This window comes from Segatella baroniae DSM 16972 = JCM 13447 (assembly GCF_000426585.1).
Lineage (GTDB): Bacteria > Bacteroidota > Bacteroidia > Bacteroidales > Bacteroidaceae > Prevotella > Prevotella baroniae.
Genome location: NZ_AUFQ01000021.1, coordinates 1 through 12,915 on the forward strand (window position 1 = coordinate 1; position 12,915 = coordinate 12,915).

Genomic DNA, 12,915 nt, shown 5'->3' on the forward strand with positions numbered 1-12,915 from the left:
TATGAGAACTGCTAATATCGAATTGAATACATTGTTCAATGCCGATGTCTTTGGCCTGAAAATGTACCAAGTTATTTTTTAATCATTACTTAATTCTCCAAAGTTCAATCGCGATTTCAACAAGGTGAAGGTCTTTTGGGCGCAGCTCGAAACGTTCCTGAATGAAATCTACGTGCGCGACTTGGGTGTACAATTCGAAGTCGTCAGCGATGAACGCTTGGTTGAAAAAAGTTATAAGCAGGTTTATACATACACCTCGGGCACGAATCTTATCAACGCCGCCATAGGAACGGAAAACTACGACATCGGCCTTTTGCTTGATTATTTCGACGGGTCGGGGATAGTCGGGTTGGCTCGTCTGGGCGGCGTGAAGTATGAAATGTCAAAAGGCCATGCCATCGTCACCTCCCAAAGCATGACCACCATGGCCCACGAACTGGGACACATGCTTGGCTCAGACCACCCCTTTACATATAGTGTAGGTTTGTGGGGATTTGGCGCCGAACCGGGGGCTGGACAATCGGTGGTGAGTTACGGCACATCTTCCAAGACGGCCTTTGTCTCTTTGGCATGCCTCAAGGAAATGCTGCGCGTTACGCCCCAGGCTGACAGCCGCATACCGGGTGTTTATCCCAACAGCGCAAACACGGCGCCACGTATTGACCGCAGCAAAATGAAGGCGACTTATCGCGTGCCTCAAGGTACGTTTTTCACCATCCCCGTCTACGCTTCGGACGCGGAACAGACGGCGTTGAGTTATAGCTTCAACCAGTTTGGCTACTCCAAGTCGAATCCGGCCACCTTTCCCGTCTACCCGCCGCAGCACGGCAACGTGCTTGAATTTGGCCGCAAATACAACGGAACCGGCAGTGTTGTCACCAATTCCGAGAAGATACCCGTGGGCAAGTATCGTTTTTGGTTGACTGTGAGCGACGCTCTGCCTACAAGCGAAGCCATCGCCAAGCGTCAGGCACCGCTTTACGACAGCTACATAGCCGACGTCGATGTTGTTTCGGCCACGCCCTTCAAGATCACTTCCGAGGTGAAAGGCAAATATGCGGTGGGCGACAAGCTGCACCTTACGTGGTCGGTGGACAAGACCTTTTTCCCCGCCGGCAGCAAGGTGCGCGTGGTGATGTCGGACGACTTCGGCCAGACCTACCGCCACGTGCTGGAGCCTTCCACAGAAAACGACGGCGAGTGCGACGTCTACATTCCACAGCAATTGATGGCGCGAGTAGCCACCTACAGCATCGTCGTGCCTACGACAGGTGAGCGGATCGATGTGTGGTTTGCCGGGAAAGGCATACTCCGTTTGGAGACCATCGACGACGACATGCAGTATTACGACCTCACCAATCAGTCCATCAATGGCGGAGGTATCGAGGTGGAGGCTTCCAAGGTCGTGTTCAAAGGATTGCCCACGGAGAACTATATGGTCATCGGAGAACAGGATGCGCTACCCGCAAAGCCCAATGTCACCGCCACGGTGGATGGGCGTTCCGTTGAACTGTCTTACACGGAAACCATGGAAGGGAACCTGACCACGCGCACGTGGGAAGTGAATCACGACGGAAAGACAAGTGGTGTACGGCAGTTTATCGAGCGGAAAACACCTGAAGGCAATGGACAAACGCCCACGGCCCTACAGTCCATGGCCCCCGACGGCAGTACGGCCGTGACGGTAGAAGCACGAAACGGGATGTTTCTCTTGTCGGGATTGTCGGCGGGCATGCGTGCCTCCGTCTATGATTTGAAAGGGAAGTTGGTTGCAGCGGCAACGAGTCGTGGCGGCTTACTTCGCATTAGCGTCCCTTCCCCCGGCGTTTACATTGTGAAAGTTGACGGCAGAATGATGAAAAAGGTGATCAGCCAATAGGAAAGACGTAGGTTGACAAAATAAGCAAGACTCCCCCGTGTCGGCGTTGGCACGGGGGAGTCTTGCTTATCTGACAACTTGAATTAATTCCGCCAGCGGGTAATACACGCCAACTTCATCTATTCATAAATCAGTGCGGGGCTGAATGTGAAAGTGCCGTCCTTGACAAATATGTTTTCAAGCTTCATCGACTTGGAATGGTATTTCAGCATAATCTTCCCGTTTTCGTCTACATCATAGTATATGTCAGAGCCAGAACTGTATATTGCGCCGTCGAGCTTGAAACTGCCAATACCGTCAAGATGCAGGATATAGCGTTTCATGAGGTCGGAATAGCGGATGTCGAGCGTGCCTTCCACAGAAAAGTCAGCATCGAAGTGCTCCAATTCCGTCCAGTTTTTCCACACGTATTTATAAGGTGTGTTGCCATCGTTTACCCATTGATTGAACGCGAACCAGTCGTCGAAAGCCTCTTCCTCCGTGACAAAACTTTTGCCGGAAGAGTTTGCCTTCAGTTTGAATTTGCCTGTGCCCATTCCCGTCCGTGTGTTGACGTTGCCCGTCATGTCGAGCCCTCCGATCTGGATGGAGAAATTGCCTTCGGCATCGAGGCTCAGCGTGCGGTTCTCAAACGCGTTGGTAATTCCGCCGTATATGTTGTATATGTCACCAGGAACAATGCCTCGGGCATGACTTTCAAAGCCCTTGCTGTCTTTAAAGACAATCGGTCCCCACGTATAGTAACGGCCACTTGCATCCGGAGTTGCCCGAGTAGCCAGTGTAGGCTTTATCGATATGTCCCATTTATCCTCCAGTGCCAGCACCTCGTTATTGGAGAGGTCGAAAGTGGCTTCATAGTATTTTCCCACATCCTGAATGCCTTCGATGTCGATGTTGCCCACTACGTCACCTTTCCCATCGACCACTTCCAGTATGTTTTTGAACCCTTCGACGAGATAAGGATACATGCGGTACTGAATGGAGGCATTGCCGTTGTCCTTAATCACACATTCCCATTTCTCGGGATCGACAACGGTGGAGGGCATTGTGGCAAACCGGATGGTGCAGCCTGCGAATCGGCTCTTTTCACCTTCTTTCATTGCAGAGTCCTTGAATTTCAGGACCACCACCTTGTTCATCATATTGGCATATTGCCGGTATACCTCATCAAACTTTTCCTTGCTTTTGCAGAGATATTTGTTGTTGATGGCGGTGATGACACTCTTCAGCTTGCCCGTGTAGAGTTCCTTGCGGTGCTCTTCGGCAATCATTTTTCTATCGGCGTTGGTAATCTCTGCCCAGAAGGGCCACAGTCCCCGGCAGTCGCTCACCGCCCATGTGAAGCCGTCGGTGTCGTTCCACGGCTGGTTGACATAGTCGCTCACGAGCTCGTCTATTTTTGCTTTCATGTCGTCGTGGTCAAGACTGTTGTCTGTGAACATTCCAGAAATGAGCTCATACCATTTTACGGCGGAGCGGTAACCATATCCACCAATGCTGGGGTATGTGCTGCCGGGATAGAAATACTTTTTGTAGGCATCGGCATAGAGTGTTGTAGCCGCATTGTGAACTTCCTCTGCAAACCAGTTGATTTGGAATTCGAGTACCGCCATTGCCGTCATGCAGGCGGGGAAGAGGAAATTGCCGGCGAAAAGTTTCTTTTCGAGGGCAGGTTTCAGTACCAGTTCGATGACTGTTTTTACTGCGGCTGTAGCTTTTTCGGCATTGTCATCGCCACGAAGCGTGTTGGCAAACTGCACCACACACCACGCCTGCCCCATCTTGCCGATAAGATCGGAATATCCGTTGAGAAGCTTCGAGTCGAAGCCTCCGACTGCAATCGGTGTCATACCCACGCTTAGTCCGAGGCTGTATTTGGAAAATTCGTCATTCGCAAAAGCGTCGATGGCAGCGTATGCAGGGTCGTCGGCTTGCGCCACTTTGGCAAACGTCTCCGCCACTTTCTCAATGTCCTTTGGTACGACAGGGTCGAATCCCCAGTATTTCAGCTTTGCCGTGCGTTTATGCTCGTCGGTCACATCAAAGACACAGAACTCGGAGAGGTGGTCAGAGATGATGACCATTTCCTTTGTCTTGTCATCATAGTAGTTGAGCACGGGCTCCCATTCGCCCGTCTCTTTGTTATGGTAGGCGGCAAAGCAGCGGTTACTCATGGGGAAACGTATTTCCACGGTGCCGTTCAGGTCGTGTATGCCTTCCAGGTCAAAGTCATAGGTTGCCATGTAGGACACGCCGTCAGTGAAATCCGCCGGTGGCATGGCGTTGTCGATGCGGTGCACGGTGAGCGTCTTCTGTCCGTTGATGGTGCTGCCTGAAAACTGTATACTGTAGTTCACCATGTTTATCGACGATGTCTGTTCGTCGACAACGAAGGTACTCTGCTCTTCAGCTGGGGTCACAGGCTCTGTGCCCACGACGGAGATTTGCTCTATATTGTCGACCGTATTGCTCAAGCTCCAGGTGTTTTTCTTTCCCGCGAGGCGCCCACGAACCGACATGAGCACTTTTTGGGGATTAGAGAAGTCTTTCTCAAAGTCCACACTTTCCGTACAATCGATTTCATATAAGTGGTGCGTGCCATCCTTATACTTCACTTTGAGCATATACTGGGCGTGTGCTGCGCTGCCGACCATCAGCAGCAGAACCAGCAGGGATAATATCTTTTTCATAGCGTTGTCATTTGGTGTGAATCTTGAATGAATGTCTGCCAGCCTTGACGACAATAATGGCAGCGCGTGGAAGATTGATGCTGAAATCACCTTGCGCAGGAGTCTTGCCGGTGGTGAGCAGCCGGCCGTCGAGGCTGTAGAGCACAACCCGCGTGTGCGCATCAAGCCCACTGATGATAAGCTGACTGCCGCTGACACGGAATACAACACCGGAGTTGGCAGACTTCACTTCTTCAATGCCTGTGGGAATGTCGTGGTGTACGAAGCGCATTCCCGGAAGAGATCCGTTGAGCTCAAACGAGTAGTTGCCTTCAGCTGTGGTGAGCAGCATTGTCATACCTGAAAAGGTTATGACGGGCTGAGTGTCAAACAGGTAATAGGTGCGCTGGGGAATAGAGCCTCCTCCATCCATTTTCACCCATTCCGTCATCTCAATTGCATTGAAGTCGGTGGTGTAGTCGTAATGCGCAGGCGGCAGGCTTCCCTCGGCTTGGTCCTCCACAATCTCCATTTCCTGCCAGATGGGTGCCGCCTTATAGGCTTTGCCTGACCCTACGGGCACATGTACCTTGACTCTACTGAACTTCGATACGATATTGATGTTGAACATCGATGTTCTAAGGGGCAGGGGCTTTTGGGTATAGACGTAGAGATCTTCGAGACGGGCGCAGCTGACAAAAGCCCCGTCTTCAATGTTCCTGACCGAAGACGGCAGCGTAAGCTTTCTCAAATTGCTGCCAAAGGAATTGCTGCGGATTGAGGTGACCGATGGCGGAACACCTACCGTGTTGCGCACTTTGTCCGTCTCAAACCCAGGGCGATAGTTGGGACAGTTGATCAGGGTGCGGCGCGGACGGTCGTAGAGAATGCCTTGATAGGCACTGTACTTGGCATTGTCGCCATCAACCACAAACTCTGAGATCTTGTTGCCGCTCAGTGCATCGCGCCCTATCCTTGTCAGCCTCTTGGGGATGGCGACGGTCGACAGCTGATGATTGTAGAAAGCCTTGTTGCCAATCTCCCTGAGCGTGGACGGCAAGTGGAGTTCCTTTAGAGGAACGCGCTCGAATGCGCTGGCGCCCACTTTCTCGACACCCTCCTCCATGGTGACAGAGTTCAGAAACTGGTAGCCGCAGAATGCAATGGCCCCGATCTCTTTTACACAGGCGGGGATAACGATGTCGGTGGCTTCCTTGCCGCCGATGTAGAGTCGTCCTTCGTACTTGTTGTCGGTATTCCAAATGGGATTCGACATATATTGCTCAAAGCCGGACTCCAACTTCTTGGGCACGAACTCGATGTTGAGCCACGCCTCAACGCTCGGTATGCTCACCTTATTCAGACTGCGGCTTTGGTAGAAAGCGTTGGCCCCAATCTTGCGTATGCTGGCCGGCAGGTTCACTTCTGTGAAATAATGGCTTTGAAACGCATACTCGCCTATCTCTGTGACGTTCTCAGGCAGCGTGATGCGGGTCAGGTACTCTTTGCGGCCCTCTTCGAACGAAGTGTTGAACGGTGACCCGAGTACTCCAAACGCGTAGCCGTTGACTTTCGTGACAGGATAGGACTTGCCGTCTTTCTCCACCGTGGCCGGAACTGTCACGTCGCCATAACCACCAACGACCACTCCCATACCTTCGGGTGTGACGTTGATGAAAGCTTGTCCCACTTCGACAGTGGCCAGCGAAGGCTGAATGCCTATGCAGGCTCTCTGCCCCAGACTGAAGTCGGACGTCAGTGGATTCACCTTACTCAGCTGATAGTAGCCGTCGCCCTTTCCACCCCATCCGAAATTGAAATGAAAGTAGCCCTCCTCCGCATAGCCGTCACACACGAAGGAATGACCGTCTTCGTTTTGCTTTTTCGGATTGCCCTCCATCAGCACAGGCCGCCCGGCGTCCAGCTCCGCCCGCATCAGATTCTCGTTGCCGCTGCATTTTATATGCTGCATGCCTGGGTTGTAGCCGAAATAACGCACCAAAGACGCTGCGGCAGTTTTATTGTTTGCTCCCGTGCCGCGTCCATTTGGCATTTTTGCAGGAGCACAAGCCACATGGCAGTCGAAGATGAGCTTGGCCACATGGTCGTACTCCGCATCGGTTGAAGGCTGGGCGCCGCCCATGGCGTCCCATTGATAGACCGACTCGGCGAAATTGACTTTGTAGGGGCGGGAATACTGCTTGATGACTTTTTCCAACTCATCGCTTATACCGTTTGCGCTTTCCCTTATCAACTTTTCCAAATCTATTTCGGCGGGAGTGTCCAAGATATTGTGCAGGTGGAAGCCACGTCCGCGGGCTGGATATTTCCAGAATGCCATCACCTGTGCCATGGCTGTCGGTACGCAGCCGGCGGCAACCCCGTCGAAAGAGTCGTAATAGGGGTCGACATATTTTGCGTATGTTCCAATTTGATTCCACTGCACTTTGACCAGAGGGTGTACCACAATGTTGGGAATAGTCTCCACCCTACGCGGAGCGGCACGCATATCAGGAATGTCAGGCAGCAGCACCAGCATCTGTCGCTGTCCGGCTGTCACTTTTCTTGCCACGCGCCGGTCTGCCAATGTCACGAGATTTGAATCGGACGCGCCGGTCGAAGCGGAAACTTCAGGCAGCCCTACGATATGGGCGTAAGCCTCCAGCATGTCCTTGAGCTGTATGGGCGCTTCGTCGTAATTGAAAGTTCCGCTGTCGCTCCAGCCAAGCACGGGATGACTGGTCTTGCCATCAGCGGAGACAATCACGAAACCGTCATCCTCTCCACAGTTGACTACATAGAGTGCAGCCTTGCCGTCGTCGCGCGTTGCGGCGAAAGCCACTCTCATTGTCTCTCTCTTTACGCTGCGTCGCGCATTTGCCTTGGCAGCGGCAGCCTCTGACGGCAGCGGCTGCCGCGCGAAGAAACGTTCTGCAATCTGAAGAGCCTCGTTGCGGCTCACGCCTTGCGCTCTTGTTGTTGCGGGCAACAGCGTGGCAAGAAGCAGTGTTACTGTTAGCTTAATCCTATTCATCTTGTTATTGATTTTGTTTTACTTGTTTGCATGAATCCAACTCCTGTGTGTGCACTATAGAGTTGTTTGACGAGAGCGTTGAGAATCTACCTTACCTTTGTCTTATATTTTTAGTTTGCCATTGTCCAACCCTAAAATGTCCATGTCCCGATGAACGGTTTGGGCTAAAAAGACCAAGACCTTCGGCCTGGTTCTCCACCACCAAAGCTTGGACAGGGTAGCTCGCTGCGCCCGCACCCCTGCTCTATAAAAAGACCAACCGCCTGGCGGTTGCATGCACTGTGCACCATGACGGAGTTTCAATGGCCGGTTGGAGATAAAGATTTGCATTTTAAATACCAATGGTCGATTGGGGCTAAACGATGTTGAGCCTCCAACGTTCCAGAGAGCATGTAGATATGAGCGTGCGCCCCTGGCTCGCCCCTGAGACAAAATGGTTGGTGGTTTTGTTATCATAACGTCAGATGTTTCAATCAGATGTTTCAAGAGGTCTATGAATGCTTACCGACGGAGCGGAATGTTACAGATTGGATGTTTCAATCAAATGTTTCAAGAGGTCTATGAATGCTTACCGACGGAGCGGAATGTTACAGATTGGATGTTTCAATCAAATGTTTCAAGAGGTCTATGAATGCTTACTTGGTTAAATTATCGGCTTTTAAGTTATACAAAATAAGGGTAACATGCAAATGTTTTTTGCAATAATTGAAGAAAAAATACGATTTGAACGAAAAAAATGTACGATTTGAGAGAAAATTGTACAATTTGGGACAAAAGAATTGCTTGCCAGCAACATCTTCGAGGTTGTCTGCGAGTATGCTATGACAATCTTTCAATGCTGATTCAGGTTTGTTTAGTGCGTGCTTGAGTCTACTCCGATATCTTCACGCCGTTTCTTATAACCCCAGACAGGCCCGTCTGCCGTGGGAAGAAAGTATCGATCCTTTTTTTGCCTTAGCCAATAGGAAGGATGCACATCAATACTTTCAGGCTTGGCTGCCTGCGGCAATGCAGCCATTTCCAAATTTGAAAACTTCGGAACAGAACCATGACGTGGAATATTGCCAAGTTCATTGACGAGACTTTGAGAGAATTGCAACTTTCTTGCTCATATTTCGATGGATTCCGACGCTGCTTTTCCTGCCACATAGCCTGTCGTCCAGGCGGCTTGCAGGTTGAAGCCGCCTGTAATGCCGTCGACATCGAGCACTTCGCCGGCAAAATAGAGGTGCCGGCATGCCTTGCTTTCGAGTGTCGAGAGGTTGACGCTTTGAAGGCTGACACCCCCGCAGGTCACAAACTCATCCTTGAATCTTCCTTTTCCGTGGATGGCATGCACGTCGTTGGTGAGTGTTTCCGTCAGTTTGTTCATGCCTTTGCGCCCCAGTTCCCCCCATCGTTTCTTGCTGTCAAGCCCGGTCCGTTCCAGCAGATAGAGCCATATACGTGAGGTCAGTCGAAAGGGGGCGACACTGCCAAGCTGCTTTTTCAGATTGCCTTGTGCAAGTTCTGAAAGCCGCTGTTGGACGATGGTCGTGTTGGTTTCACCCACCCAGTTGATGGCTACGTCGACTTCATACGCCTGTTCATGCAGATGGCGGGCGGCATGGGCCGACAGTTTCAGTGTCGCCGGCCCGCTCATGCCCCAATGGGTGATGAGCAGCGCGCCTTCGCTCTTGAACTTTGTCGAAGGTATTGACAGGCCGACCGGGTCGACCACGGCCCCCGTCAAATTGGTGAACGCTTTGTCTTCGACACAGAACGTGAACAGCGAAGGAACGGGTTCCACGATTTCGTGCCCTGTCTGTGCGTGTTGTTGCAATCCCTTGAGTTGCGGCGAGCCACCTGTCGTGATGATGACATTGTCAAACCGCCGTGCGGGCTTGTCTTCAAAACTCACTTCGAGACGCCCGTCTTCCGTGGGCGTGATTCCGGACAGACAATGGTGGAGCTGAATTTCGACACCCAGTCTGCGGGCTTCGTGGGTCAGGCATTTGATGACGGCTTGCGAATCCTGCGCCTTCGGAAATACGCATTGGTCCTCCTGGGTCACAAGTTCAACGCCTTTCTCTTCAAACCATTGATATGCCTGTCGATAGTCGAATTGATTGAAGAGACGCTTCATGAGCTTGTGGCCTCGGGGATAGACGTGTCGCAAGTCACTGACGTTCGCAAAACTGTTGGTCAGATTGCAGCGGCCGCCGCCCGAAACGCCTACCTTGGCAAGCACCTTGCCGGTCTTTTCATATATCGCGACCGACGCGCTCGGGCAGTTTTGCTTTGCGGTTATGGCGGCGAAGAAGCCTGCCGCGCCACCGCCTATCACTGCGATATGGTTTGAAATGTTCATCTGTATTGAATGGATTGTGCGCCGCAAGTCGGCGTCTGCGGGGCGACGCTGTCCAACGGATTTCTGAAAGCTGCCCTTTGATCCGCCCGAAGGACTGCTTTCACCTCGTAAAAGGGCTGCGACGGGAGGACGAAAAGGCAGCGATGACAACGCGAAAGGGCTGCTTTGGCAGAGTGCCTGGCCGACGGTCTGTCGCAGAGGAATCGTGAAGAAAGTCGATGAGGTCGAAGTCTTCCAAGACGGCAGCGCATGACTATTCGTGGTGATAAGGCTCGCCTTTGATGATGGAGCAGGCGCGATACAGCTGCTCGGTGAAGATGAGCCTCACCATCTGGTGGCTGAATGTCATCTTGGAGAGGCTTATCTGTTCATCGGCCCGCCGATACACTTCCTTCGAGAAGCCGTAGGGGCCACCTATTATGTAGACAAGGTTTCTGGAGTTGTTTTGCTTCTTCTGCATCCACGCGGCAAATTCCACGCTGCGGTATTCCTTGCCGTGCTCGTCGAGCAGTACGACGACGTCGGAGGGCTTGACAATCTTCAGGATTTCCTCGCCCTCCTTCGTTTTCTGCTGCTCTTCGGAGAGGTTCTTCGTGTTCTTGATTTCGGGAATGACCGTTATCTTGAATGGCAGATAATGGTTGATTCGCTCCGTATAGTCTTGAATGCCGGCCTGAAAATGTCGGTCGGTGGTCTTGCCGACAAGAATCAATTCCACCTTCATGGCTGCTTCTTTTCGCGCTTGGGGAACCATCCCTTTTCCACCCGCCTGCGCTGTTCGAACAACTCTCCTATGCTCCACAGCAGCGACGCGCCCAAGACGCCCAGCAGCGAAGACAGGAAAATGTCGCCGACGAACAGGGCGGCAACGACTGCCATGATACCCGTTATAAGAAATATCCACCACGGTTTCGTCCCGAAATAATACTCCGTCTTGATGACAATGGGGTGGAATACGCCGATGATGAGAAAGGTGCAAATTGCTATTAGGATACCCGTGAAGTGCATATAGGCTTGTTTTTGGAGACAAAGTTACAAAAAATAACGTATTAATCGGACATGTATTGATTAATTTGACTATCTTTGCAATGATACCATACGGGACGAACCGATGGCCCGTGGCCGTTTCCGTCAGAGAATTTGAATCTATATCAATTATCAATACCTATTTTATTATGGACAACAATACAGAACTGATTGCTCAATGTGAGCAGAAGGCCAGACAATGGCTGGCCCCGGCCTTCGACGAAGAGACGCGCAGGGAAGTGCTCCAAAAGCTGGAGGCGGATGACAAGACCGACTTGATAGAAAGCTTCTACAAGGACTTGGAGTTTGGAACGGGCGGCCTTCGCGGTATCATGGGTGTAGGCTCCAACCGGATGAACGTCTATACCGTGGGCATGGCGACGCAGGGATTCGCCAACTATCTGAAATTGAATTTCAAAGACCGCGACCGCATTTCGGTTGTCGTGTGCCATGACTGCCGCAACAACAGCCGGAAGTTTGCGGAGACGGTGGCCGACATCTTCTCGGCCAACGGCATTTACGTCTATCTCTTCGACGACATGCGCCCCACGCCGGAGTGCTCCTACGCCATCCGGAAACTGGGTTGCCAGGCAGGTGTGAACATCACCGCCAGCCACAACCCCAAGGAGTATAACGGCTACAAGGCCTATTGGGAAGACGGCGCGCAGGTGTTGGCCCCCCATGACGCGGGTATCATCGCCGAAGTGGGCAAGGTTTCCGTAGACGACGTGAAGTTTGCCGGCAACAAGGAACTCATCCAGTTGATTGGAGCGGACATCGACAAGCCTTATCTGGAGCAAATCCATACGCTCAGCATCGACCCCGAAGTCATCAAGCGGCAGCACGACCTGAAGATTGTCTACACCCCATTGCACGGAACTGGCATGATGTCCATCCCGCAGTCGTTGAAGCTTTGGGGATTCGACAATGTGCATTGTGTGAAGGAACAGATGGTGAGGAGTGGTGATTTCCCGACCGTCAAGAGCCCGAATCCCGAAAACGGCGAAGCGCTGGCGTTGGCCATCCGCGACGCGAAGGCATTGGATGCCGACATCGTGATGGCGAGCGACCCGGACGCCGACCGCGTGGGCATGGCCTGCAAGAACGACAAGGGCGAGTGGGTGTTGATCAACGGCAACCAGACCTGCCTGCTGTTCCTGTATTACATCATCACCAACCGCAAGGCGAAAGGGCTTTTGCAGCCGTCAGATTTCATCGTAAAGACGATTGTGACCACCGAACTCATCAAGAAGGTGGCCGACAAGGCAGGAATTGAAATGCGCGACTGCTATACCGGCTTCAAATGGATTGCCCGCGAAATCAGGCTTTCCGAAGGCAAGCAGAAGTATATCGGTGGAGGAGAGGAGAGCTATGGCTTCCTGGCTCAAGACTTCGTCCGCGACAAGGACGCCGTTTCTGCAATGAGCCTGTTGGCCGAAATCTGCGCTTGGGCCAAAGACCAGGGCAAGACCTTGTATGAGGTGCTCATGGACATCTACATGGAATATGGATTCTCGTGCGAGTTCACGATCAACGTCGTTCGACCGGGCAAGACGGGGGCTGACGAAATCAAGCAGATGATGACGAATTTCAGAGCCAATCCGCCCAAGGAACTGGGTGGCTCCAAGGTCGTTCTGTGGAAGGATTTCCAGACGCTCGAAGCTGTCCGTGCCGACGGAACGAAGGAAAAGATGGACATGCCTGACACAAGCAACGTGCTCCAGTGGTTCTGCGAAGATGGCACCAAGGTGAGTGTACGCCCGTCGGGAACCGAACCGAAGATAAAGTTCTACCTCGAAGTGAAGGGCAACATGACCGATCCATCCGAATATGAGTCGCTCATGGAGCAGAGTACGAAACAGATAGAGACCATCAAAGCAAGTCTGAACTTGGACTGATTGACGCTCTACAAACAACAAAAGGCAATCCGATTGGATTGCCTTTTGTTGTTTGTAGA

At 52.1% G+C, this 12,915-nt stretch carries 6 protein-coding genes and 2 pseudogenes; 2 read left to right on the forward strand and 6 right to left on the reverse strand.

The genetic code is table 11. The annotated features are described in order from the left end of the window. Positions 1–121: 121 nt before the first annotated feature. Positions 122–1,879 (forward strand): annotated as a pseudogene (locus K334_RS13970) (zinc-dependent metalloprotease); the annotation flags it as partial. A gap of 119 nt (positions 1,880–1,998) precedes the next feature. Here the strand turns inward: K334_RS13970 and K334_RS0111410 are convergent. The 6 genes and pseudogenes from K334_RS0111410 to K334_RS0111435 all read right to left on the reverse strand — a co-directional run bounded on the left by K334_RS0111410 (position 1,999) and on the right by K334_RS0111435 (position 10,940). Then, positions 1,999–4,569, reverse strand: a complete 2,571-nt coding sequence (locus K334_RS0111410; protein WP_027444995.1) for a hypothetical protein — start codon at positions 4,567–4,569, stop codon at positions 1,999–2,001. 7 nt (positions 4,570–4,576) lie between these two features. Then, positions 4,577–7,582 carry a C10 family peptidase gene (locus tag K334_RS0111415; RefSeq protein ID WP_081658095.1) on the reverse strand — a complete coding sequence of 1,002 codons (3,006 nt, stop codon included), beginning with the start codon at positions 7,580–7,582 and terminating at the stop codon, positions 4,577–4,579. A gap of 996 nt (positions 7,583–8,578) precedes the next feature. Next, positions 8,579–8,678, reverse strand: a pseudogene (locus K334_RS15315) (IS982 family transposase); the annotation flags it as partial. A 12-nt stretch (positions 8,679–8,690) separates the two neighbouring features. Continuing rightward, positions 8,691–9,932 carry a BaiN/RdsA family NAD(P)/FAD-dependent oxidoreductase gene (locus tag K334_RS0111425; RefSeq protein ID WP_025881601.1) on the reverse strand — a complete coding sequence of 414 codons (1,242 nt, stop codon included), beginning with the start codon at positions 9,930–9,932 and terminating at the stop codon, positions 8,691–8,693. Positions 9,933–10,185: 253 nt separating this feature from the next. Then, the gene (rlmH, locus tag K334_RS0111430; protein ID WP_021590680.1) at positions 10,186–10,656 is read right to left on the reverse strand and encodes a 23S rRNA (pseudouridine(1915)-N(3))-methyltransferase RlmH; all 471 of its coding nucleotides are present in this window, start codon (positions 10,654–10,656) and stop codon (positions 10,186–10,188) included. Beyond that, complete coding sequence (locus K334_RS0111435) at positions 10,653–10,940, reverse strand: DUF4491 family protein (RefSeq protein ID WP_021590553.1); 288 nt, start codon at positions 10,938–10,940, stop codon at positions 10,653–10,655. Before K334_RS0111435 ends, rlmH begins: the two co-directional genes overlap by 4 nt. A gap of 167 nt (positions 10,941–11,107) precedes the next feature. On the opposite strand from K334_RS0111435, the gene K334_RS0111440 reads away from it, so the two are divergent. After that, the gene (locus K334_RS0111440) at positions 11,108–12,856 is read left to right on the forward strand and encodes a phospho-sugar mutase (RefSeq protein ID WP_025881599.1); all 1,749 of its coding nucleotides are present in this window, start codon (positions 11,108–11,110) and stop codon (positions 12,854–12,856) included. Positions 12,857–12,915: the final 59 nt, after the last annotated feature.